The sequence below is a fragment of the Paenibacillus sp. FSL R5-0744 genome, assembly GCF_037972555.1.
In the GTDB taxonomy this organism is placed as follows: Bacteria; Bacillota; Bacilli; order Paenibacillales; family Paenibacillaceae; genus Paenibacillus_AQ.
Map to the genome: position 1 here is coordinate 1,429,317 of NZ_CP150228.1, position 23,269 is coordinate 1,452,585.

The window sequence follows — 23,269 nt, forward strand, 5'->3', positions numbered from 1 at the left end:
AGGAGCTGAGATTTATGAAAGTAGGAGTCGTATCTGATACACATATGTCAAGAATGGCTAAGTCTCTGCCAAAGGCGTTGATAGCAGAGTTTCAAAATGTGGATTTAATCTTGCATCTCGGTGATTGGGTGAGTATGGGAATCTATGATTTACTGTCAGAACTAGCACCGGTGGAGGGGATTGCCGGAAATAATGATGGCGATGAGATCATTGCGCGTTTCGGAGAGCGCAAGATCATTACCCTTGAAGGAATCCGGATTGGCATGGTACATGGACATACGCCACATTCCCGCAAAGGAACGGATGGGAATGCACTGCTTGCTTTTGCGAATGATGAGGTGGATTGTATTCTCTTCGGTCATTCACATCAGCCCTTGCTAAGAGAGGAGAATGGTATCCTGCTATTTAATCCAGGTTCTCCTACAGATAAGCGGCGTGAGAAATTGTATTCTTTCGGAATTTTAGATATCGAAGCGGGTAAAGTTAGTGCCCGGCACGTGTTCTACGATTCAAAGGAATAAGGCTCAATTGTCCAAATCATTCGGCGTTCTCTCCATGGTGAAGGGCTCGGCAACCATTTACAATGAGGTTAAAACGGGCGAAGCCGGAAAGTGAGCGCTGTTGATGAACAATTATCGGATAGAACGAGTGGTTCTGGATGATTTAGAACGGCTCATCCCATTATTTGATGAGTATCGAGTATTTTATGGAGCAGCCTCAGATCGGGAAGGTGCACGCGTCTTCTTAGCCGACAGACTAAAGCTGAATGAATCTGTGATCCTTATGGTGGTTGAGGGGGAAGGCGATGAGAAACGCGCGCGGGGCTTCACACAGCTCTATCCTTCTTTTTCATCGGTTACGATGGAGCGCCTTTGGATACTGAATGATTTGTTCGTTACTGCAGAAATCCGAGGGCAAGGGCTAGGTGCTATGCTACTGGAAAGTGCTAGAGATTATGCGGTCTCTACGAATACGAAGGGCTTATCCCTGACAACGATGACGGAGAATGTGGTGGCGCAGCGGTTATATGAAGCGCATGGCTACATTCGGGATGATGAATTTTTTACCTATAACCTTTTTTTCTAAAGCAGCTAGAGAGAAAGACGAGTAAGGGGCGTTAAAGTGGAAACAAGTCATAAGTTGGCAATCTTTTTTGACCTCGATGATACGTTGTATGATCATCTGGTACCATTTAAAGAAGCGGTACGGGAAGTGCTCAGCCCAGATGAGAGTAGTCTGGACTTTGCGGAATTATTTTATAAAGTGAGACATCATAGTGATGTGTTGTGGCCAATGTATTTGCGCGGTGAGATTCCGCTTGAAGAGACGAGGGTGCGCCGTTTGGAGCTTGCTTTTGCCGAGTATGGTTTGCAGATTGATCGTGATCAAGCCACGGCGGTTCAAGCGGCATATATTGGACGTCAATATACGATTCAGATGATTGATGGCGTGCGTGAGCATCTTGAACGATTTATTGCGGACGGTCATAAGGTAGGTATTATTACGAATGGACCGAAGGATCATCAGATGAGTAAGATTCGTGGACTAGGCTTAGATCAGATTATTCCCGAGGACATGATCTTTATTTCTGATGCTGTAGGTCTTGCTAAACCAGACCCAGAAATATTCATACACGTAAACCAAAAGACGGGTACTTTGGCGGACAATTCGCTATATATAGGGGATACTTGGGCTAATGATGTAGTTGGAGCACTTGCGGCTGGATGGAAGGTTTGCTGGTACAATCCGAGGGGCAGACAACCGGCTACGGATCATAAGCCTAGTTATATTTTTACTAATTATAAGGAATTTGGCGAGCTTCCTCTTGTGTGAGAGAACAAGTCCTCCAAAGATAATTAATAAGCCATGCGAGAGAAATCTGCGCATGGCTTTCATTTTTTTATAACTAATTTCCAGATATTTGGATGCCGCGCCACCCGCTTACATCGCATTGTCCATGTTCGTTGTTACCCACAGCAACCACCGTACCGTCCGATTTAAGACCGATGGTATGAGTGCAACCTGCCGCTACCGCCACCATATCGCGCCAGTCACTTATATTGCATTCGCCGTGCTTATTCCAACCCACAGCAACCGCTGTACCGTCTGATTTAAGACCGATGGTATGATGACTACCTGCCGCTATAGCCACAATACCGTGCCAGCTGGTTACATTACACTGGTCTTCATGATTTCGACCCGCAGCAATCACCGTACCGTCCGATTTAAGACCGATGGTATGAAGGTAACCCGCCGCTATAGCTACTATGTCATGCCAATCACTTACATTGCGTTGGCCATACCGATTATTACCCACAATTGTCACCGTGCTGTCCGTTTTAAGCCCGACGGTATGCCAATCACCCGCTGCAACTGCTACTATATCACGCCAGTCGTTTACATTGCATTGGCCTTCATTATTTCGACCCACAGCAACTACCGTGCCATCCGATTTAAGTCCGACGGTACGACGCCAACCCGCGGCTACCGCCACAATATCAGCCCAGCCGCTTACATCGCATTGGTCATACTTATTCCAACCCACAGCCGTCACCGTACCATCTGATTTAAGCCCGATGGTATGAGCATTACCGGTATGAGCATTACCCGCCGCAACCGCTATCATAACGCACCAGTCACTTACATCACATTGGCCATATTTATTATCACCTACAGCCGTCACCGTGCCGTCTGATTTAAGGAGGGCGGTATGACGATAGCCCGCCGCTATGGAAGGTAGGGGTTTCACAAGGTTCATAAATCTCGCTCCTTCTATCCAAAAAAAGCTTGCTCCCTAGAAAGCCAGCTTCGGCTCAATGGGGCAAGCTTTTTCGTTTACTCTGCGAAGCTGTACGTTGGATCTGTCAGGTTCATTCTTTCTTTTATGCCTTTAGTGGCATAGATTTTGTTGTCGTCGGTAATAAAGAAAGCTTCAACATCATCAGGTAAAGCTTCAAGATATTTCATGCCCTCCTCGATTCCCATCAGGAATACCCCAGTGGATAAGGCATCCGCATCTGTTGCATTCGGGCTCATAATGGTAAGGCTTTTGAGACCGTTCTGTGAGGGATATCCTGTGCGTGGATCAAGGATATGATGGTAACGAATATTATCCTGCATAAAATACCGTTCGTAAACACCAGAAGCATCGATGACCTCATCTGAGATTTTAATGGTTCCTAGCTGTGTGCCACGGCTTTGATCTGGATCCTGCAATCCGATATTCCATTCCGTTCCGTTTGGCTTCTTACCGAGAGCAATAATACTGCTGCCTCCGAGGTTAATCATAGCGCTATTTAGACCTTGCTCTTTCAAATAATCAGCGATACGGTCAGCGGCATAACCTTTACCAATGCCGCCCAGATCTAGCACCATATTTTCCTTCATCAGCTTTACAGTTTTCGCAGCTTCATCAATTTCAACATCCTTGTAATTGGTTAGGCTCTTCGCTTTATCAATTTCAGCTTGGGGAGGGACCTTATCTCCACCGCTACCAATATTCCATAGATCGATTAACGGACCGATTGTAGGATCAAATAGCCCGTCCATTTCCTTTGCGTATTGTATGGATTGTTTAATTACATCCAGGGTCTCGTCAGAAACAACAACCGCTTCTTTTCCTGCTGCCTGATTGACTGCGTAAGTCTCTCCACCTTCTTTGGTGCGGCTAAGCTCCATATCCATTCGCTCCAGCATCTGCTGGATATCATCCATATTTTTCTGTTCTACTGTAGCACCGAACACTTTGATATTCACAACAGTGTCATAAATATAAAAGGTTTGTGAGAGAGACTTTTCCTCTCCTTTTCCGGCTGTTGTTGCGCTACCCGTAGTTCCCGCTGTTTTATCGTCCTTATCCTTAGTAATTAGCCAAGCGCCGACAGCTATGAGGGCGATGACGATTACAACGAGGATCAGCGTCGTTTTTTTGTTCTTGAACATATTCCACCATCCATAAAGTTAGTTTCTAAAACAAAACACATTATTTATATCATACCCCAGATAACAAGTTGATGGAAATTAATTTCATGACACATTTAGGGATATAATCGGGCGACATAGAAAAAAGCCCCGTATCCTGATTCGGAGCGGTGCTACAGATTTAGAAGTATACGATGCTACTTAATCGAGCATATATTCACTATATTTATTCTTGCGAGGATTTAATACGAAGAGGATACCCTTGGCATATCCGTTAACGGCTTTGAAATTCCGTTTTAGAGTTGCTTTAGCCGTCAGACAAGTCAGTGTCCAAATCAAGGCAGCATAATTCATAAAAGGAGCTTTACGCAAGTTGAGCAGATAGTAGTGGTTGATGGCGGTAGCATGTGCTACAACGCCTGCCTTATCGCGAGAGCCTGGCGACTCATGATGGACGATCTTCATCGCGGGATTAATTACAAGCTTGCCATAGCGGCTAGCCAAATGGGACAAATAAATATCTTCGGCTATGGAATAGCTTGTCATCCATGGATAGGGCTTAATATCACGCAGTGCCGTACGCCGGAAGGACATATTGCATCCGTGAAAAAAATCCGTTTCAAATACATGCTCCTTCTCTCCCCAAAGGAATTGCGAGCCTGCAAACATACTTGCCGACAATCTGCCTGGTGATCCGGACATTTGTCCGGTTAGCATACCGAATAGCCTGCTTGGCATGCTACTATGTATGCCTTTGGCTACACCACCTACACCAACAATGGAATCATCAGCTGCATAAGTATCTAGCAGTCGTCGAATATATAAGGAGTCATCTAATTCTGCATCATCATCTAAGTGGAGCATAATTTCTGCATGGATCAGTCCTAGCGCTTCGTAACGTGAAAGCCAGAGACCAGGTTTAGTTTTACGATGATAATGTAGTTTAGCCTGCGGTAATCCAGTTAGTATTTCACGATAATAGGCTAATCTGTCCTCAGGGATCTCACCGTCGTCCACAATCCATAGCTCGATGGAGATGTCCTCAAGCTGTGTCTGCTTGCCAATGGACTCTATGCACACCGTAAGGTCGTCGATTCGGTTACGGGTAGGAATCACTATAGATAGATCATACATATCTTGAATCTCCCTTCAGGACTTCTTTCGTCCGCTAATCTGAATGTAGTCTCCCGGCGAAATGGTTACCTTGATTCTATCGTTCCTGAAGAAGAGCGTATATACCACTTTCGTATACTTTTAGTTGGGGTTCAGGTCTAATGAGATTTTTTGAAAATAAAAGTTAAGTTTGTATTTTTCGGTTTTTAACTATATAATAGTAAGCGACGAATATTTAGTTATCAATCTTATTCAGCAGTTACAAATGAACAATAATATTAGGAGGTTTTTTTCATGAGAATAGATATTTGGTCCGATTATGCGTGTCCATTTTGTTATATTGGTAAAAGACGTTTGGAGAATGCGCTGAGTCAGTTCCCGAACAGAGATCAAGTAGAGGTGGTATTCCGTAGTTTTCAACTGGATCCACATGCGAAAGTGAATGAGACTAAGAGTATTCATGAGATGTTGGCTTCCAAATACGGTATGACGATTGAGAAAGCAAAAGCAATGAATGCTCAGTTAGCTGAGCAAGCCCAAGATGTGGGATTGGATTTCCAATTCGATACGATGAAACATACGAATACTTTCGATAGTCATCGCCTGAGTCACTTTGCAAGCTCAAAAGGAAAAGGTGCAGAAATGTCTGAACGTCTGCTACGTGCCTACTTTACGGATTCATTGAATCTTGGAGACCGCAGTGTACTTGCTACACTTGCTGCCGAGGTAGGGCTGGATCAGGCAGAAGTAACCGCAATGCTGGAGACAGATGCTTACACAGCTGAAGTGAACGGCGATATCGAAGAAGGAAGCCGTCTTAATATTACCGGTGTGCCATTCTTCGTGTTCAACAATAAATATGCGTTATCTGGTGCACAGCCAGGACCTGTATTTACAGAGGTATTGGATACCGTGTGGGCGGAGGAGCAAGCAGGACCAACGCTGCAGGTGGTTGGCAATGGAAAATCCGAAGTATCCACGGATGATGGCTGCGCGGACGGATCTTGCAATATATAAAGTTTGTATAGTGTGGAGAAGAAGAGATGGAGAAGTATCCATTTCTTCTTTTTTTAATTCCGAAATTCTGCTCTGTTTTACACATTACAAAGACAAGCGCCCCCGAATCTATCCGGGAGCGCTTGTCTCTTTATGATGTGTTTATCTAAAAGAAGTGATAAAGCTTGTGAACAAGGTGCGGACATCGTACTGATGTTGATTGATTGGCTCGATAGGCCGGTTAATGCCGAGCAATGTGTATACTGCAGTTCTTGCTGCTCGGATAGAGTATTCTTCCGTGAATACAACATCATCTGGAATTTCGCAATATTGGCCAACGAAGGCAAGGTTAGTGGAGCCTTCAGGAACTACTTTAGGTCTGTCACTATTTAATCTAGGCATGAATTGTGAAGTGATATAAGGCATCATACATGGAATACAATTAGCAGTTGCCATGATCTCGTCCTTATGTTCTTCGAAATGAAGATGACCGATTAATTCTTCCATAATTTCTTCACCGGTACATTCGCTCATTTTCTTCTTCACGAAGTCTCCTACGTTGTCAGGGTACAAACCGTAACCCCAGAATACTTTTACATGTTCTGGTTGATTGCGGAAATGCGGTTGGAAGGCTAAGACAACGGACATTAACCAGCTTGAATCTTTAAAGGTAACCAATGCGCCAGTACCCGCACGATTGCGAGTGAATTTCTCCATAAGATCGAAGAATTTGGAATCTTCGAAGGTCACGGTAAAGGACTCCCATTTTGAAGCATCGATATGATCATCGAAGGAGGATGGATTGCCGAGACCTGGTTTTTTGGCAGCGATGTTCTCCCATAACTTCCATGAGCTACCTTTCCCATTGAGACGTGGGGCAGAGGTCATGGATCCAAGGCTTGATCCTTCAGTCATGGAGCCGTTCGTGACGATTACGATATCGTCTTCGCTTATGTTAATAACGTCTGGAACACCTTGGCGCAGGACGTTCATTTGGGTTACGGTAATGCCATCTCCGTCTTTGAACTGCAGGTCAGTTACTGTACATTTCAATGTAAAGTCTACACCAAAGCCTTCGAGATATTTGTGCATAGGTAAGATGATGGAATCATACTGGTTATATGGAGTACGGGTTACGCCTTCCAGGGTTTGAATTCTTGGGAACTCATGAACGAAGCGAATCATATATCGTTTAAGCTCTACCGCGCTATGCCAAGGTTGGAAGGCGAAAGTAGTAGCCCACATATACCAGAAGTTCGTGGTGAAAAAGTGTGGACCAAACCAGTCGTTAATCCGAGCTTTCCCCATTTTTTCTTCCGGTGTAATAATTAATTTACCCATCGCAAGCCGGTCAGCCATATCAAAGCCCATGGATAATACATCTTCCACCTCACCGTTGCGGTTAACGAGTCTAGCGTTAGCATGTGTTGGATTGGCGGTATCGAATTCTATAATCTCTTCTCTAACGGATTTCTCAGGATGGTCGAGGGAGGGAATCGACATGAGTAGATCCCATGTATTCTCATAGGTCTCATCGTTGAGCATCCGGCCACCGCGAATGACATAACCGTGCTCAGCGTCACCTGCGCCGTCGTTGCTGCCACCGAGAATCTTCATCTCTTCAATAATGTGAATGTTCTGTCCCGGAAAGTCACAGTCTCTGACCAGGTAAGCCGCGCCCGCTAAGGATGCAATTCCGCCACCGACAAAATAAACCTGTTTATTACCGTACTCTTTTTTCACAATGGTCGCCTCCAAGTTGTTGTTGAAATAATCACATTCTTAATGTAAACCAACTCCAATTTCGAAGGTATAATCAATCCTTTTAGAGTGTATGGATTTTAGTCATTACGGTCTATGTGTCTAGTTTTTAGACAAAAAAACCGCTGAACCCAAAGGTTACAACGGTTTGTTCTCATATTTGTGCAAAGCTTTTAGAAAATTCCCCTCAATGAGTACACTTAGCTTCTCGATAATGTGATCCGGATGCTCCTTCATCCCGTCTCTCATCCACTGAATGACAAGGCCTGTGAAGGCCAGTGTATAGAAGTTAGCAATGAAATGTTTATCTTCGTGGCTAACCTCCATCCCGGCGGACAGTTCGTTTATGACACCCATAATGAGATCATTCGTCACTTCGTATAGATACGCATCCAGATGATTTCTGCCCAGTGAGTTCAAGGTGTTGCAGCAAAAGGTTTTATTTCGTTCGATATAGCAGAAGATTCTATAAAAACCGTCCGTCCACGTACTGTAGCTACGATACTGGGCGATGCTCTCTACAGCCTCAGTCTTATAGATCCAACCGAGTAAATCAAATATATCTTGAAAATGATAATAGAAAGTTTGTCGATTTAGTCCGCAATGGTCCACGAGCTGTTTGACTGTAATTTTATTGAGCGACGTATGTTCCATTAGTTCTTTTAAGGAATGGGACAATGCATTTTTGGTTAGAAAAGAATTGGACAACGATCGATCATCTCCTCCGTTCAAGCTTTCGGCCACTGCTTAACTAGCAGACGAATTCCTTCCGCCAATAAACCGAGTGCAAATCCTCCACATGTAAAAAAGAAAAAAGCAAGGAGTCCCGCGAGATCCTCCCAACCGGACATCTCTCTATAGGTGTAGCTTAGCATAATTACTGAACCGATGATTATTCCTGTTGTAGTGATTAACCAGAGTAGACGAGCTCCGAACCACGCTAAGACGTTAACGATACCAGATACAATAATGGAAAAGAGTGCGAAGCGCAGCAAGAGTGTGACATCTAATGTATGAGCCATCATAACGAATCTGTGCAGAATGAAAAGCAACCACAAAAAAACACCATAAACAGCCATCCAGATAAACCAACGGTTACTTTTGGTAGCAGGCAGGAATTTCATTTCTGGCTCACCTCTTTTTCCAAAGTACGAACGGTGTGCAGTAGGGATTATACGGAGAAAGATTCCAGTTCTTCTACACTTTGCAGAAGATGATTCAGCAGGTTCGGAATGTCCTCCATCTGCTCCTCCGTGATTTGCCTTTTGAATCGCAGCTCGATGCAGTTGTTGTAGGTTTCACCTTCTTGACCATAAATGAAGCTTAAAGATTGCACGGGCTGGATTTCAGGCCCCCAGATCGCTTTGAGAATACTCTCGATTGCCTGACATTCAGCAGGAATATCTTCGATCTCCATATAAAAACGTAACGAAAGATTGCAACCGGGATCCGTGTTAGGCACTTCCAATATTTCATCGCTAAGATCTTTCACAGATGAAGTAAGAAAGACTTCGGCGGTTACGCTCCTGCCAGCCGTCAATTGGAAGGAAAGGCTAAATTCTCTGGACATCAATGCCATATTCAGAAGGTCGGAACGATCCGTAACTACTAGAATTCCGTCCAAATTATCGTAATCGTAGATTTGGTTCTCAAAAGCAATTTTAATATTATCGAAGACAGTAGGATGGAACAATAATGGCACCTTCTTTTGTTTATTAGTATTGTAACATGATCTAAATAGAAGTGAAAAAGATGCCCAGGGACCATATGGACCGGGCATCTTTCGCTTGTTACTCCATGACCTTGAACATGCCCGTCATACCCGGGGCATGATTCTGAAAGCCGTATCGTTCGTAAAAGGTATCATTCCCATGTGATGCGAAAAGTCCGACGAACGCGCCAGAAAAACAATGAGATCGAATATAGTGTATTAGCTGCTCAATAATGACATTACCAATGCCTTGGCCCTGAAATTCGGGAAGCACGGCTACGTCCTGAATATAGAAATACATATGACCATCGCCGACGATCCGCCCCATACCGATAACCTTGTCTTCCTGTACAACGACCATACCATACACCGAATGAGCCAGAGAGGCTGCGGTCATTTCCGTATTCACGTTCCCCCAACCGACAGCTTCCCATAAGGAGGCATGCTCCTCAGTCGTGGGTAAACGTTCAATACATTCATAATGATGTGCTGTTGTCATAGCTAATCACCCATTCTTTGTTAAGTTATTGTAGCGATTGTAGTGTAGTAAGCTCCACTGTAATCAGCCCCCTTAGGATGAATGGGTGTTCAATGTGATCTTGTCAGTTCGTAGGTGCAGGTGCGGTATATTTCAGGAATGTCTTCGGAATTGGGCTTTCGAAGGTCATTAACTCTCCTGTTGTAGGATGAATAAAAGAAAGTACACGAGCATGCAGACCGAGGCGACCTACCGTTTTGGTCTCTGCACCATACTTCTTGTCTCCTGCAATCGGATGGCCGATATCTGCCATATGAACACGAATCTGATTTTTGCGTCCAGTTTCAAGCTTTACCTCAAGCAACGAGAAGTGGCGGTTCGCCTGAATGAGCTTATAATGTGTGATCGCATGTAGACCATCGCCTTCATGAGGACTGGAGTACATTTTCAGGGTAGAGGTTTCTTTTAGCCAAGAGCTCACTGTACCTTCAGGTCTTTTAACGGCGCCTTCAACTAGAGCTACGTAAGAACGTTCTTTCACGGTATCTTTCCACGTAGTTTGCAGTGCTTGCTGGATCCGTTCGCTTTTGGCAAACATCATTACCCCAGACGTATCGCGGTCCAAGCGGTGCACGACAAAAATTCGATTCTTAGGATTGCTGATGCGGACATGCTCCATAAGCTGGCGGTAAGCTGTTAATTCATTTTCTTCCGCAGTGGCAATCGACAGCAGTCCAGCATCCTTCTGAATAATGATTAGATCATCATCTTCATGGACGATGGTGAGTCCGATCATTTCCGCTACTTGTACAGGCTTCTCTTGATCAATCGTCACAGTTTGACCCGAATGTAATTGAAAATTATGCTGTGTGACTACTTTGCCATTCACTGCTACTTGTCCACGCGAGAGGATAGATTTAATTGCATTTCGTCCACGGCCTGTGATATGGATGAGTAAGAAGGGTAACAGCTCAGAAGGTTCATTTACTGTAAAAGACTTGGGCGCTGCGGGTGCTTTAGCTTTATGATTAAGCTTGCCATTTGGCTTGCTGTGGGAATTGCTGTGGGAACGAGTACCTCTTTTGGCTGTTTCTTTAGGATTTCTTCTTGTGTTCATGACTGCATTCTCCGTCCTTTAATATTGTACTCCTCAATATACCATGGGCGGTTAAGAAATACTATGTGAAGGACAGCAAGAAACGAATTCGATTTATAGATAGAATAGCTGAGCTAGTCCTATCAGCAGGAATAAGCTGAAATATATCCAACCGATCACATTAGCGTATTTCTTTTCCCGGTGCATAGCATTGACTGCATATATTTTAGTATCCACAGTAAGCAACAGAACACTGGAGATCAGCAGCGCAACAATTACGTAGGTTAGCTGGTGATAGAGCATAGTAGAGCCTCCTATAAACGTCATTTAATTTTGTTTAAGACCTACTCTGTCGATGTGAATTTTCAACTTAACTTCAATACTGAGATTGGAATACTGCTGCTCCCAGTCATGTTTGTCACGAACATGTGCTTTCCAGTAGGAGGGAGCATATGCACGAATATATTCACCCATGCCAAAGACATCGGAATGTGCTTGTTGAGTTTCTTCAATAAGGTGGTTGAAAATACCGATCACTCTCTTTTGAAAGATATCTTCAATCTTTTCTAAAGAACGGCTGGAATCGATAGGGATATTACTACGTAAATGCTCATCTAGAGCCGCCTCTAAAGAGAGGTTATAGGTGATGTGAGGTTTGCCCGCTTTGAATTGAACTTTCACCCTCGTGAACCGGTCGTTGACCTTGAGCATCACCGGACCGAATTCATCAGCATAAAAAAGATCGGAGTATCCCCCGGGATTAATGCCCTTCATGGACATATATGCTCCAATCTCAATCGGAATCGTCGAACCGACCATCACTCCACCACTAAAGTAAGCTAGGCCTTTAATCATGATATTGTCTTCCTGATGTAATGAGACGTAAGGCAGATAACCACTTTCGCCCCATTTGGAATCTGCTGACCAGAATACACCTATATAATCAGCGGGAAATTTCCCCGATGTCACTGCTTTTTCCATGGTGGAGAGGATGTAAAGGGTCGGCACTCGCTGCAGTGGAGGATTAATATTCATGAATTTGGCAGCTTCCCCTTCGGATACTAGCAGCCAGGTCCGGCGACGAACTTCTGGATTTCGCCGCAAATAATCATTTAAGTCGTCCATGCTTTTTCTTGCTATGTCTTCACTAATAATAATTACTCGTAAATGAATTAGATAACGTGGATCAGAAATTTGCTGCTGCAAATTGTTCATGGCGTCATCTAATGTGTACCCGTATACTTCTACGACCCATACTGGATTTTGATTCCCGCCTCCGCCTTCACCCCCACTGCCTGGTCCGAGTGGAACTCTTCCCGGAACCGCAATTTGGGCGGTTACACGAATTTGGGGTAGGTTAATATTTGCGCTTTTAAGATGAGTGGTTTGGTCATCATTTGTTTTGCTGTCTGGAGGGACGGAATCAATGGATAACCCTAGCACCAATGCACGATCTTCAATTTCGAGCTGGTCCCAGCAACCTGCGAGCAATCCAGACAGGAGTGAGAGAATAAAAATAAGAACTACACGCTTATAAATTTTTTCATTCATGAGAAATGGCTCCTTTATTTCGGATTAAAGAGACTAACCATAATAAAAGAGGATAGAAGGTCAAAAAAATCAAACCGATTATCGCTGTAATGCTAGCAAATGAATAGACCTGAAAAATGTTTCTCGGCAAAAGTGAAAAAGTGAAGATAAGTGGAAGTAAGAAACTGGATATTAGGCGGTGATCCTTGTGCCGCAGCACTTGTTGCAGAGAGTATGCGGCTAAGTAGTAGTTCGTAAAAATGGTAGTGAATATAGAAATCACCCAAATTATTATAAAAAGAGCATCAAACCGTTCTAATAGTCCTGCGCCGATGGATATGGAGCGAGCTGCTTCTAGGGTTGGATAGGACAGTAATTTGGTTTCCTGAGCTCCAAACATGCCTAGAGTGACCCACACGATCATTACATAAATGAATCCAATGATACCAAGCGCAACAGTGCCTGCTTTAAGGATCTGTTGAGGTTTTTTCATTAGAGGAACCAGCAGGATGATGACAAGTGTGCCTTGATAAAGGCCAGCGGATGTAATTGTTCCTTTGGAAAAGCTTGAAAAGGTGGTGTAATTTCCGGTGAGGGGTAGCAGGTTCAGAACATCAACATTTCTCATAGCTACCAATATAATTGCGATAACGGATAATAGAATAAAGGGTAAATAAAAAACATGTACATAAGTGAATTTTACAATATTTCTACGGATTGATAAGGCAACCAGTAGGAGCATTAAGAGAATTACTGCTTCGATTGGTGTCTTTTTAAAGACAACCGCAACACATACTTCTCCGAATTGGCGCATGGTGATCCCGGCAGAGAAAGCAAAAAACAAAGTAATAAGCATGGAGAAAATATCTGCGAGCCAAGTTCCGAGAAGGCGGCGGCTGAATACGAACAACGTTTCGTTAGGGAATTTTCGGCAGACAACCGCTGTAAACCAGCAACCCAAAAAAGCAACAGGTACGCCAGAAGCAGTTACGAGCGGTGCACCACTGTCTCCGGCTTCAGCCATATAACGAGGAATACTTAAGATTCCTATTCCTATAATCGTACTGATGATTACAGCCATGACTTGGATCGTTGTTATGGGGCGGTTACTATTCATCAGCTTCACTTTTCTCCTTAAAAATCAGATCGGTATGCATTTTGGGGATATCCTTCGCAAGAAGGTCAGGATCAGGTGTATTGAGAAAGCTTGGGCGACTTCGCATCCACCATAAAGGTACCCGAACGATACTATCCTTGAGGTCTTTCCAAATCGTAGGCACAAAGGGTGTCATGTAGGGAACGCCAAACGATTCCAGGAATAATAAGTGGTTAACAATAACAATAGTGCCAAGCATTACTCCGTACAGGCCAAAGCAGCCTGCCAATATGATCAATGGAAATCTAAGCATTCTTGAAGAGATAGCAGCATTGTAAGCGGGTGTGGCAAAAGACCCTATAGTCGTTATAGCAACAACAACTACGGTAGTGGGACTCGCCAGACCTGCTGCTACGGCTGCCTGACCAATGACAAGCACACCTACAATAGAAAGAGCCCCGCCAATCATTTGCGGTAGGCGAATGGTTGCTTCGCGCAGCACCTCCATGAAGACTTCCATAATCAGAACTTCCAATACGGCTGGAAAGGGTACGCCAGCTCTTGCACCAGTTATTGCTACGGCGAACTCTGTCGGCAATAGCTCAGGATTGAAAGAGATAATGGATACATATAAGGCTGGGAAGAAAAGGGAAAATAATAATGCGATCAGGCGGATCATTCTTAGGAGGCTTCCTACAACAAAACGTTCTGTATAGTCATCCATCGTCTGAAAGAACTGATTGAAAAGCGCCGGGACGATGAGGCAGAATGGTGAGCCATCTACAAGGATGATGACTCGTCCTTCTAATAAAGAGGCTATAGATTTATCCGGACGTTCGGTTGGCTGAACCTGTGGAAACGGGGAAAGGGGATGATCTTCTATGAATTGCTCGATATACCCCGCATCAAGGATGCCGTCTACATTTATTGCTGATAATCGCTTCATCACCTTTTGAACTAGCCCTGGATCGGCTATTCCTTCGATATAACAAACAGATACTTTTGAGCGCGTCCGTAGGCCAAGAGGGGCAGTTACTACACGAAAATCCGGTGTTTGTAGTCGATAGCGAAGCAAAGAGATATTGGATTCTAAATTCTCTATAAACCCATCACGCGAACCGCGTATGACTTGTTCAGTTTGAGGTTGCTCAATGCTACGATGCTCAATTTTACGCAGATTGAAGTAAAGTGCCTGATCCATTCCATCTATGATTAGAACTACATTTCCCTCCAGCAAGATAGAGGCTAGAGTATTTAGATCCTTAGTACGGTTACCTTGTGTTACTTGTACCGTCATACTCCAGATGTAATCAGGTAAATCCTTTAGATCTTTTGGAATTTCTGAGAGATCAGAGGAAACATTCATTAATGGCTTTAAAACATAGTTCTGAATTTGATTCTGGTCCACCACAGAAGAAAAAAAGATAATAGCCGCATCATGTCTACCGTACACCTTGAAGTTACGGACTATAAGATCGCTGTCTTCTCCAAAGACTTGTTGAATGAAGCTTATATTGCTCTCCAGGCTGGAATCCAGTGGCTTTACCGGACGATTGTCCTGGGCAGAGGACTCTTTGCGTGCAGGCTTATGTTTAAAAGAGGTATATTTTTGTTTCCAATTTTGCACGGTCGCTCCACCCTTCTATGAAATCTCTCTTCTTAAAGCTTGGCTTAAAAGAAGGCCTTTTATGTAAATATTTCAAAGGAAGAACATGGTGACCATAGTTAAGGAGTGTTGCTCAATACACTTTTGACCGCTAAACTAAAGATAGAAACGCTTAAGGGGTTATGAGAGATATGATGATGCAAGCACCTACTATTGAACAGGCGCAGGCTGAGCTGCAAAAATATTACGGTTATCCGGATTTTCGGGATGGTCAGAAGAAGATTGTTCAGAACTTGCTGGAAGGTCGCGACACACTCGGTATTCTTCCTACGGGAGGTGGGAAATCGATTTGCTATCAAGTTCCCGCACTGCTGCTTCCTGGGCTGACACTGGTGATCTCACCATTGATCTCTCTGATGAAGGATCAGGTCGATGCGTTAACCACGGCAGGTATTCCGGCAGCCTTTATTAATAGCACGTTAAGCGGGAAAGAAGTAAATGAGCGGATTCGGGCTGCCCGTCGCGGCGATTTGAAGCTGCTTTATGTCGCGCCTGAAAGGCTAGAGCTGGACTGGTTCCGACTGGAGATGGCTGAACTGGCGATTTCCTGTGTGGCTGTGGATGAGGCGCACTGTGTATCTCAGTGGGGACATGATTTCCGTACAAGTTATTTGTCGGTATCGCCTTTTGTGAACGAGCTGCCAGAACGGCCAATCTTGGCTGCATTTACAGCGACGGCAACACCAGAGGTTATGGAGGATATGGTTCGGCTGCTGCGTCTGCGCGAGCCGGGTATTTTCATGACTGGACTCGGAAGAGATAATCTAGCGATGTCTGTGCTACGTGGAGAGAATAAGCGGGAATTCGTCATGGATTACACAGCAACGCATTCTCATCAGCCGGGTATTGTTTATGCGGCTACACGCAAAGAAGTGGATGATCTATATCAAAGGCTGCAGGCTTCTGGAATAGCGGCAGGCCGCTATCACGCAGGTATGAATGATCAGGAGCGGGCAGACAGTCAGGAAGGCTTTCTATATGATGATATCCGGGTTATGGTGGCCACGAACGCTTTTGGGATGGGGATTGATAAATCCAATGTCCGCTACGTAATTCATTACAATATGCCAAAAAACATGGAAGCTTATGTTCAGGAAGCAGGCCGTGCTGGACGTGATGGTGAGCCTAGTGAGTGTATCCTGCTCTTTAGTGCACAGGATATTATGACGCAAAAGTTCCTGATCGAGCAGAATCCACAGGATACGGACCGTAAAGCTAACGAATATCGCAAGCTTCAGCAAATGATTGATTATTGTTATACTACCCGCTGCTTGCGCAGTGCCCAGCTGGATTATTTCGGTGAGGAGCATGAGGACAAGTTATGCGGCATTTGCAGCTCGTGTACAGATGAACGAGAGCTTATAGATATGACCGTAGATGCGCAAAAGATATTCTCTTGCATCCACCGTATGCGGGAACGTTATGGAGTAGCATTGGTGGCTTCTGTGCTGAAAGGCTCTCGCAATCAGAAAGTGATGCAATATGGTTTTGACAAGCTGCCAACGCATGGGGCGATGTCGAGCCGGACAGAGAAGGAAATCTCGGAGAGCATCAATGTGCTGATCTCAGAGGGATATCTGGCCTTGTCGGAAGGACAGTATCCAGTAGTACGGCTTCAGCCTCTGGCTGCCGAAGTACTGCGCGGGCAGCGTGAGGTGATGCAGAGAGTTGCGCGGCCGTCACGAGCAGGTGCGGCATCTGGTACGCGAGTTCGTAGTCGCGGTCATGACCTGTCACCTTCCGCAGTCAATGAGACCGTCTTCGAGCAGCTGCGTCTGATCCGGCGAGAGTTGGCTGGACGTGAGCATGTGCCCTCATATATCATTTTTAATGATGCAACGCTGCGTGAGATGAGTGTGGTTTGCCCGCAGACCGAAGCGGAAATGCTGAGGGTAAAGGGTGTCGGGGAAGTGAAATACCGGAAGTATGGTAAGGCATTCCTAGAGTTTTTTCAAAATGAAATGTAGAAAAGGTCGTGTAGCATTGAAAATCGTTCTGACCACGCTAAACGCAAAATATATCCATACCTCACTGGCGATCCGTTTGCTTAAAGCCTACAGTGAGCACGAATTTAAAGATATTCATTTGGTGGAATACACCATTAAAGATCCCGTGATGAATATCGTGTCCGACTTGTTTCAGAAACGGCCAGATGTGATTGGCTTCTCCTGTTATATCTGGAATATCGAAGAGACGCTTAAGCTGATCGGAATTCTTAAGCAAGTGATGCCTGAGGTTACGATTGTTCTCGGAGGACCGGAAGTCTCTTATGAGCCGCTGCATTGGATGAAGAGAGAAGCTGGCATTGATTTCATCGTCAACGGAGATGGAGAAGAGACGTTCCATCATCTGCTGCAGGAGCTGAGAGACGACCGGAAATTTCATTTTGTGTACGGAGCTGCTTATCGTAAGGGAGAGGAGATCATTGTAAATCCACCTCGTCCCAAAAGCGATCTAAATACGCTGCCTACACCGCATCGTTTTCCAGAGGATATTCCAGATCTGAGCAAACGTATTGTTTATTTTGAGACAAGCCGTGGGTGCCCGTTTAACTGTCAATTTTGTTTATCCAGTATTGAGGTAGGCGTACGTTATTATGATATTGAACGAGTGAAGTCTGATTTACTCTACTTAATTGAAAATGGCGCCAAAATCATTAAATTCTTGGACCGCACCTTCAATATCAACCGCAACTATGCGATGGAAATGTTTCAATTCCTGATCGATAATCATCAAGGCTGTGTGTTCCAGTTTGAAATCACAGCAGATATCATGCGGCCAGAAGTTCTGGATTTCCTGTCGAATAATGCGCCTCCGGGCATCTTTAGATTTGAGATTGGTGTACAGTCTACAAATGATGAGACGAACGAGCTTGTTAAACGCCGCCAGAATTTCAAGAAGCTCTCTCGTACGGTAATGAAGATTAAGGAAAGTCGTAATATCGATCAGCATCTGGATTTGATCGCGGGGCTTCCAATGGAGGATTACACCACCTTCCGCAAAACCTTTAATGATGTATTCGTTATGGAGCCAGAAGAGCTGCAGCTTGGATTCCTCAAAATGCTTCGCGGGACGGGTCTGCGTGCACAGGCGGCAAAATATGAGTATACGTATATGGAACATGCCCCTTACGAAATTCTTAGCAGTCATATGATGACCTTCTCGGATATTATTCGTTTGAAGCGGCTTGAGGATGTGCTGGAGAAATACTGGAACAGCCACCGGATGGACCATACAGCCAAATACTTGATCCGTCACGTGTTTGATTCACCATTTGATTTCTTTCAGGAGTTCGGTGACTACTGGGAGGAGAGAGGCTGGCAAAAGATTGGGCATCAGCTAGAAGATCTCTTTACCCGTTTGCAGTCCTTCTTGATAGATCGTGGGACTCCATCTATGGATATTATTACTGGGCTAATGAAGCTTGATTATTTCCTAGGACACAAGTATAAGCCTCGCAAAATCTGGTGGGATTTCGTGCTGGATAAGTCGGATTGGTCGAGTTACTTGAGGGATATCGCTGCTAATCCGGGTCAAATCTCTGCGCAATTGGCAGAAGCCGGACTCAGTGAAAGAGAGCTGCAAAAATATACGGTGCTTGAAGTGCTACCGTTCTCGCTTGAAGCGGTGCTGGAATCCATCAGCGGTCTACGGGCGGATGGGGGTTCAGAGGAAGAGGAAGCAGGCGATGCTAACGACGGGGCTGTACCTTCTTCTGAGTCATTAATACAGGGAGTTACAGAGAGTAGTTTAGAAGAGTCTGTCCAAACCACAAACTCTGCTGTAGCCGTAGCTGAATCACCTTCCGTTCGAGAAGGTCGCACGCTGCTAATCGTAATGTATCAGCAGAACGAGAGCCAACGCGCTCAGTATTATACGCTGCCTTTGTAATAGGGCGATTGTGTTGGGAGGAAAGACCGTTCCTTTGGGGGCGGTCTTTTTTTGTTACATGCGCAAGCGCCTTCAGAATTCGCAAGTGGTGGAGGGAAGTGATGATTGGCCATAAAAGTCTTCTAAGTCCGAAAATGAAGGGGGATAGTAATGGCTGGCCAAAAGCGTCAGATGAGTCCGGGAGCGGAGGGGAAGAAAGGAGCTAGGAGTAATGTAAGCTTCTCACAACCCAAAACGAAGAGCAGCGATCCCCTAATAACGGGAGGATCGCTGCTCTGTCTCAAATAATCCAAAAAACCTACGGTTTTCTTTTAAGCTGTAGTCGTAACCTCAGAAGGGAGATGCTGTTCTAACCAGTTAAGCACATCGGCCGTAACTTGATCCCGGTTCACCTCATTAAGCATTTCATGCCTGCCACCTGGATAGAGCTGATACTCTACGTCCGATATCCCTCGTTTTTTGTACAGCTCCGCAAGACGAGGAATGCCTTGGCCGCTCATCCCTACAGGATCCTTATCCCCACCAAATATATAAATGGGCTTACTTGTACATAATGTTCTAAGTGATTCCTCGGAATGGATCTCCCTTAGGAGGTGGAAGAAACCACGGAAAAAGCGTGTTGTACAAATGGCTCCGCAGAATGGATCGGCAATGTACTTATCAACTTCCGCATCATCGCTGCTCAGCCAGTCATATGCAGTTCTTACAGGAGAAAAAGCACGGTTGTAACTGCCGAATACTAAGCTGTTCAGTAGTACACTACGGTGATGTTCACCCTTTAACTTGAGCTGTGCACTAGCCAGAGATTCTCCAAGGCGCAGCATACCGCGAGGACCATTTGTACCGCTTAGGATAAATCCTTCATAGATTTCGTTACCCTCTTCACACATCAGCTTTTGAGCCAGAAAGGAACCCATACTATGAGCGAATAGAAAGATGGGCTTACCTTCATGTTTGGAGAGTGCTTTGGCTGCTACCTGGAGCAGATTGCGCCGCATCCAATAGAATCCGTCCTCCCCAACATCGCCAAGCAGATCGACTTGACCAGCGGTTTTACCATGTCCCCGGTGGTCATTGACATATACTGCATAACCTACTCCGGTTAATGCTTCCGCAAAACGAGCATAGCGGACAGCTGTTTCACACATACCGTGAGAAATTTGCACGATTCCTCTAACTGGTACATCGGATTCAGGTAACCATTCATAGACATGGATATTTACACCTATGGGATCCGTTAAGGTAAAACTATTTTCCTTCATGGTCCATTCCTCCTAAAGGTTCTCGACTTATGGTAAATAAGAGCGAAGCACAGTAGAATGACCTTCGATAGCGTAACGGCCGAGACTGGAAGGAATCAGATAGCATTCTCCTGCAGCATAAGGTTGGGAGCCGCCATCCCAAGCAAGATGTCCGCTGCCTTCACAGATGACTAGAATAGTGAAGCTGTCTTCTGTAGTGGTGAGGTCCCATGAACCATTTACGATTCCTTTTTCAACGATAAAATATGGCGAAGCGGCAAGTTGCAGCCACTCTCCAGGGACTGCGTTATCTGTCTTCATCGAAGTAGCCCCGGCGCCTTCATAAGCTGTAACATTAAGTGAATCTTCAATATGAAGCTCACGTGGTTTTCCGTCCAGGCCTGGACGGTCATAGTCATAAATGCGGTATGTAGTGTCGGAATTTTGCTGGATCTCTGCTACAACGACACCAGCACATAGCGCATGAACGGTTCCGGCTGGAATATAGAAGGAGTCTCCTGCAGAGACAGATACTTCTTGAAGGCTATCCATAACGGTGCCTTTCTCCAGTGCTTCGCGCAATGTTTCACGATCCACGCCTTCTTTAAGACCATAGATGATTTTGGCACCTGGCTTAGCGTCTAACACGTACCACATCTCTGTTTTACCCAGTTCACCTTGTGGCAATCCCTCATAATCATCTGTAGGGTGGACTTGAACGGAAAGATTGTCGTTGCAATCCAGCAATTTGATTAGTAGAGGAAATCTTCCACCCGTTTCTGAAATCCCTTTACTTCCGAACCATTCATGGCCGAACTGCTCACGAATTTGATCTAAGCCTTGACCGGCTAACTCTCCGTTTACCACCGAAGACGTTCCATTCGCGTGATCGGCGATCATCCAGCCTTCACCAATATGTCCTTCAGGTAGATCTAGGCCGAATTTCTCCAGCGCGCGGCCTCCCCAGACACGTTCTTTAAACTCCGGTTGAAATTTCAGAGGATATGGTTGAGTCATTGCTACATCTTCCTTCCCAAATATAAAATAGTTTGATGCTTTACAGTTTAAGAGGGGATTCCTTTTTTCTTTTCGAGCGCAATCATATAAGGTGAATCCGTGCGCTGCAGCTGACGATAAACAATGCTTTGTGCTACCTTTTGGGAAACAGCTGCTGCCCAAGATTCAACGGCAGCGGCTTCTTTATCTCCGCCTGCATGGCCGGGATAAAGAACTGCCGTAATGATCCCACCTGGACGTAGTAACTGGAGAGAAGCTTCCAAGGCTGCAATGGAGCTGCCCGGCTGAGTAATGATCTTCTTGTCGGCATCTCCTGAAGGCAAGTAGCCTAGATTGAACATTACAGCTCCAACGGTGCCATGCCAGTTCGCTGGAACAGCTTCAGCCATTTCGGCGTGACTACGTTCCAGCAAGGTGACGGTGGCGAGCGAGGGAGCCTCCTCTTTTGCAAGCCGCAGGCGCTCTTCAGCCAGGTTCAGCGCTGCAGCTTGAATGTCAAAGCCGTAGACTTCACCGCGAGCTCCGGTTGTTTTGGCTAGAAAAAGCGTATCAGCACCAGTACCTACAGTGGCATCAATCGCACGATCACCTAAAGTTAACCGCTCAGAGATTAATTTATGAGCAAAGCTTAAAACGGACATAAAGCCCATTAGCTCTTCCTCCAATACTTACCTTGCCAAGTATCACGAGCAACTAGCTCATCGTCAATGGCATTTAGCACTTCCCATTTCTTGAGGCTCCACATCGGTCCGATTAAGATATCCCGAGGAGCGTCTCCAGTCAAGCGATGTACAATCATTTCAGGGGGCAAAATTTCGAGTGAATCGGCAATGAGCTTCACATACTCGTCCTGTTCCATGAATCGTAGCAATCCAGCTTCGTATTGCTTCACCATGGGTGTTTTACGCATGAGATGCAGAAGGTGAATCTTAATTCCCTGCACATCCATGCGAGCCACAGCAGATACCGTTTCAAGCATCATTTCATGCGTCTCCTGTGGGAGACCGTGAATGATATGGGTGCAGACACGAATGCCATGACGCCGCAACTTCTCAACAGCATCTACATAACACTGGCTATCGTGAGCCCGGTTAATTAGCTCAGAGGTGGAGTCGTGTATAGTCTGGAGACCCATCTCTACCCACAGATACGTGCGCTCGTTTAGCTCGGCCAAATATTCGACAACATCATCCGGCAAACAGTCAGGCCGTGTAGCAATAGATAGTCCAACGACACCTGGCTGCTGTAAAATCACTTCGAAATATTCTCTAAGCTCTTCGACCGGAGCGTACGTATTCGTATAGGCCTGAAAATATCCAATGTATTTAGCGTTTGGCCATTTTAGATGCTGCTTGTCACGGATATTATTAAATTGGGTGACGAGATCATCTCGGCGACTTCCCGCAAAATCACCAGAACCTCTGGCACTGCAAAAAGTACAACCACCTTTAGCGATGGAGCCGTCACGGTTGGGACAGGTAAAGCCTGCATCAAGCATAACTTTGAATACCTTGGTGTTCAAATGTTCACGCATTTCGTAATTCCAGGTATGAAAACGTTTATCTCCCCAAAGCTGCGGAGGAGTAGTGTATTGAAGATTAGACACGAGGAGCTCCTTTCTGAAAATATAAACATAGATAAGTATCCTTATCCTTATATTTTTCTGAGACGGATGGCATCCTTTATAAAAGAACACACAGCCGTTTCTTATAATCCAATACATTGTATCAAAAAACAGAGCTCGGCGTAACA

General features: G+C 45.1%; 23 protein-coding genes. 6 read left to right on the forward strand and 17 right to left on the reverse strand.

Going from position 1 to position 23,269, the window contains the following annotated elements:
• Nucleotides 1-14 precede the first annotated feature (14 nt).
• The 3 genes from MKY19_RS06340 to MKY19_RS06350 all read left to right on the forward strand — a co-directional run bounded on the left by MKY19_RS06340 (nt 15) and on the right by MKY19_RS06350 (nt 1,833).
• Complete coding sequence (locus MKY19_RS06340; RefSeq protein ID WP_042185664.1) at nt 15-521, forward strand: metallophosphoesterase; 507 nt, start codon at nt 15-17, stop codon at nt 519-521.
• A 103-nt stretch (nt 522-624) separates the two neighbouring features.
• Nucleotides 625-1,086: a GNAT family N-acetyltransferase gene (locus MKY19_RS06345; RefSeq protein ID WP_042185666.1), complete on the forward strand. Its 462-nt coding sequence runs from the start codon at nt 625-627 to the stop codon at nt 1,084-1,086.
• A 36-nt stretch (nt 1,087-1,122) separates the two neighbouring features.
• Nucleotides 1,123-1,833, forward strand: a complete 711-nt coding sequence (locus MKY19_RS06350) for an HAD family hydrolase (RefSeq protein ID WP_076298250.1) — start codon at nt 1,123-1,125, stop codon at nt 1,831-1,833.
• Between the two features lie 73 nt (nt 1,834-1,906).
• Here the strand turns inward: MKY19_RS06350 and MKY19_RS06355 are convergent, their stop codons facing one another.
• From MKY19_RS06355 to MKY19_RS06365, 3 genes are all read right to left on the reverse strand, one after another.
• The gene (locus tag MKY19_RS06355; RefSeq protein WP_339801308.1) at nt 1,907-2,758 is read right to left on the reverse strand and encodes a chromosome condensation regulator; all 852 of its coding nucleotides are present in this window, start codon (nt 2,756-2,758) and stop codon (nt 1,907-1,909) included.
• A 77-nt stretch (nt 2,759-2,835) separates the two neighbouring features.
• Entirely contained in the window at nt 2,836-3,942 is a 1,107-nt protein-coding gene (locus MKY19_RS06360; protein ID WP_339801311.1) for an FAD:protein FMN transferase, read from the reverse strand.
• Nucleotides 3,943-4,122: 180 nt separating this feature from the next.
• On the reverse strand, nt 4,123-5,055 hold the full coding sequence (locus MKY19_RS06365) for a glycosyltransferase family 2 protein (RefSeq protein ID WP_339801313.1): 933 nt from the start codon (nt 5,053-5,055) through the stop codon (nt 4,123-4,125).
• Between the two features lie 273 nt (nt 5,056-5,328).
• Here MKY19_RS06365 and MKY19_RS06370 point away from each other — a divergent pair, with 273 nt between their 5' ends.
• On the forward strand, nt 5,329-6,051 hold the full coding sequence (locus tag MKY19_RS06370) for a DsbA family oxidoreductase (protein WP_339801315.1): 723 nt from the start codon (nt 5,329-5,331) through the stop codon (nt 6,049-6,051).
• A 141-nt stretch (nt 6,052-6,192) separates the two neighbouring features.
• On the opposite strand, the gene MKY19_RS06375 is transcribed toward MKY19_RS06370, so the two are convergent.
• The 10 genes from MKY19_RS06375 to MKY19_RS06420 all read right to left on the reverse strand — a co-directional run bounded on the left by MKY19_RS06375 (nt 6,193) and on the right by MKY19_RS06420 (nt 15,329).
• Complete coding sequence (locus MKY19_RS06375) at nt 6,193-7,773, reverse strand: oleate hydratase (RefSeq protein ID WP_339801318.1); 1,581 nt, start codon at nt 7,771-7,773, stop codon at nt 6,193-6,195.
• 156 nt (nt 7,774-7,929) lie between these two features.
• A complete protein-coding gene (locus MKY19_RS06380) occupies nt 7,930-8,523 on the reverse strand; it encodes a TetR-like C-terminal domain-containing protein (protein WP_316502783.1) in 594 nt (197 codons plus the stop codon).
• Nucleotides 8,520-8,915: a hypothetical protein gene (locus MKY19_RS06385; RefSeq protein WP_042185681.1), complete on the reverse strand. Its 396-nt coding sequence runs from the start codon at nt 8,913-8,915 to the stop codon at nt 8,520-8,522. Before MKY19_RS06385 ends, MKY19_RS06380 begins: the two co-directional genes overlap by 4 nt.
• A 47-nt stretch (nt 8,916-8,962) precedes the next feature.
• On the reverse strand, nt 8,963-9,484 hold the full coding sequence (locus MKY19_RS06390; RefSeq protein WP_339801323.1) for a hypothetical protein: 522 nt from the start codon (nt 9,482-9,484) through the stop codon (nt 8,963-8,965).
• A gap of 97 nt (nt 9,485-9,581) precedes the next feature.
• Complete coding sequence (locus tag MKY19_RS06395; RefSeq protein WP_339269406.1) at nt 9,582-10,001, reverse strand: GNAT family N-acetyltransferase; 420 nt, start codon at nt 9,999-10,001, stop codon at nt 9,582-9,584.
• A gap of 103 nt (nt 10,002-10,104) precedes the next feature.
• Nucleotides 10,105-11,097: an RluA family pseudouridine synthase gene (locus tag MKY19_RS06400; RefSeq protein WP_339269408.1), complete on the reverse strand. Its 993-nt coding sequence runs from the start codon at nt 11,095-11,097 to the stop codon at nt 10,105-10,107.
• A 93-nt stretch (nt 11,098-11,190) separates the two neighbouring features.
• The gene (locus MKY19_RS06405; protein ID WP_149645127.1) at nt 11,191-11,379 is read right to left on the reverse strand and encodes a CLC_0170 family protein; all 189 of its coding nucleotides are present in this window, start codon (nt 11,377-11,379) and stop codon (nt 11,191-11,193) included.
• Between the two features lie 24 nt (nt 11,380-11,403).
• A complete protein-coding gene (locus MKY19_RS06410) occupies nt 11,404-12,627 on the reverse strand; it encodes a Ger(x)C family spore germination protein (protein ID WP_339269410.1) in 1,224 nt (407 codons plus the stop codon).
• Complete coding sequence (locus MKY19_RS06415) at nt 12,620-13,723, reverse strand: endospore germination permease (RefSeq protein WP_339269412.1); 1,104 nt, start codon at nt 13,721-13,723, stop codon at nt 12,620-12,622. The genes MKY19_RS06410 and MKY19_RS06415 overlap by 8 nt, the downstream gene beginning before the upstream one ends.
• Nucleotides 13,716-15,329 carry a spore germination protein gene (locus MKY19_RS06420; RefSeq protein WP_339269414.1) on the reverse strand — a complete coding sequence of 538 codons (1,614 nt, stop codon included), beginning with the start codon at nt 15,327-15,329 and terminating at the stop codon, nt 13,716-13,718. Before MKY19_RS06420 ends, MKY19_RS06415 begins: the two co-directional genes overlap by 8 nt.
• Nucleotides 15,330-15,499: 170 nt before the next feature.
• On the opposite strand from MKY19_RS06420, the gene recQ reads away from it, so the two are divergent.
• Nucleotides 15,500-17,335 (forward strand): DNA helicase RecQ, encoded by a 1,836-nt coding sequence (gene recQ / locus MKY19_RS06425; protein WP_042185693.1) that lies wholly within the window; start codon nt 15,500-15,502, stop codon nt 17,333-17,335.
• A 16-nt stretch (nt 17,336-17,351) separates the two neighbouring features.
• The gene (locus MKY19_RS06430) at nt 17,352-19,259 is read left to right on the forward strand and encodes a B12-binding domain-containing radical SAM protein (protein ID WP_339271520.1); all 1,908 of its coding nucleotides are present in this window, start codon (nt 17,352-17,354) and stop codon (nt 19,257-19,259) included.
• A 311-nt stretch (nt 19,260-19,570) separates the two neighbouring features.
• On the opposite strand, the gene MKY19_RS06435 is transcribed toward MKY19_RS06430, so the two are convergent.
• The 4 genes from MKY19_RS06435 to MKY19_RS06450 are packed head-to-tail and all read right to left on the reverse strand — an operon-like array spanning nt 19,571 to nt 23,123.
• On the reverse strand, nt 19,571-20,521 hold the full coding sequence (locus MKY19_RS06435) for an alpha/beta hydrolase (RefSeq protein ID WP_339801330.1): 951 nt from the start codon (nt 20,519-20,521) through the stop codon (nt 19,571-19,573).
• A gap of 27 nt (nt 20,522-20,548) precedes the next feature.
• Nucleotides 20,549-21,517 (reverse strand): type I phosphomannose isomerase catalytic subunit, encoded by a 969-nt coding sequence (locus MKY19_RS06440; RefSeq protein ID WP_339269421.1) that lies wholly within the window; start codon nt 21,515-21,517, stop codon nt 20,549-20,551.
• Between the two features lie 47 nt (nt 21,518-21,564).
• Complete coding sequence (locus tag MKY19_RS06445; RefSeq protein ID WP_339801333.1) at nt 21,565-22,167, reverse strand: class I SAM-dependent methyltransferase; 603 nt, start codon at nt 22,165-22,167, stop codon at nt 21,565-21,567.
• Entirely contained in the window at nt 22,167-23,123 is a 957-nt protein-coding gene (locus MKY19_RS06450; protein ID WP_076286344.1) for a TIGR01212 family radical SAM protein, read from the reverse strand. Before MKY19_RS06450 ends, MKY19_RS06445 begins: the two co-directional genes overlap by 1 nt.
• Nucleotides 23,124-23,269: the final 146 nt, after the last annotated feature.

Bases quoted from the DNA above. Each gene is read 5' to 3' on its own strand.
- MKY19_RS06340 (WP_042185664.1), top strand. From the start codon at position 15: ATGAAAGTAGGAGTCGTATCTGATACACATATGTCAAGAATGGCTAAG.
- MKY19_RS06345 (WP_042185666.1), top strand. From the start codon at position 625: ATGAACAATTATCGGATAGAACGAGTGGTTCTGGATGATTTAGAACGG.
- MKY19_RS06355 (WP_339801308.1), bottom strand. From the start codon at position 2,758: ATGAACCTTGTGAAACCCCTACCTTCCATAGCGGCGGGCTATCGTCAT.
- MKY19_RS06360 (WP_339801311.1), bottom strand. From the start codon at position 3,942: ATGTTCAAGAACAAAAAAACGACGCTGATCCTCGTTGTAATCGTCATC.
- MKY19_RS06365 (WP_339801313.1), bottom strand. From the start codon at position 5,055: ATGTATGATCTATCTATAGTGATTCCTACCCGTAACCGAATCGACGAC.
- MKY19_RS06370 (WP_339801315.1), top strand. From the start codon at position 5,329: ATGAGAATAGATATTTGGTCCGATTATGCGTGTCCATTTTGTTATATT.
- MKY19_RS06385 (WP_042185681.1), bottom strand. From the start codon at position 8,915: ATGAAATTCCTGCCTGCTACCAAAAGTAACCGTTGGTTTATCTGGATG.
- MKY19_RS06395 (WP_339269406.1), bottom strand. From the start codon at position 10,001: ATGACAACAGCACATCATTATGAATGTATTGAACGTTTACCCACGACT.
- MKY19_RS06400 (WP_339269408.1), bottom strand. From the start codon at position 11,097: ATGAACACAAGAAGAAATCCTAAAGAAACAGCCAAAAGAGGTACTCGT.
- MKY19_RS06405 (WP_149645127.1), bottom strand. From the start codon at position 11,379: ATGCTCTATCACCAGCTAACCTACGTAATTGTTGCGCTGCTGATCTCC.
- MKY19_RS06410 (WP_339269410.1), bottom strand. From the start codon at position 12,627: ATGAATGAAAAAATTTATAAGCGTGTAGTTCTTATTTTTATTCTCTCA.
- MKY19_RS06415 (WP_339269412.1), bottom strand. From the start codon at position 13,723: ATGAATAGTAACCGCCCCATAACAACGATCCAAGTCATGGCTGTAATC.
- recQ (WP_042185693.1), top strand. From the start codon at position 15,500: ATGATGATGCAAGCACCTACTATTGAACAGGCGCAGGCTGAGCTGCAA.
- MKY19_RS06435 (WP_339801330.1), bottom strand. From the start codon at position 20,521: ATGAAGGAAAATAGTTTTACCTTAACGGATCCCATAGGTGTAAATATC.
- MKY19_RS06440 (WP_339269421.1), bottom strand. From the start codon at position 21,517: ATGACTCAACCATATCCTCTGAAATTTCAACCGGAGTTTAAAGAACGT.
- MKY19_RS06445 (WP_339801333.1), bottom strand. From the start codon at position 22,167: ATGGGCTTTATGTCCGTTTTAAGCTTTGCTCATAAATTAATCTCTGAG.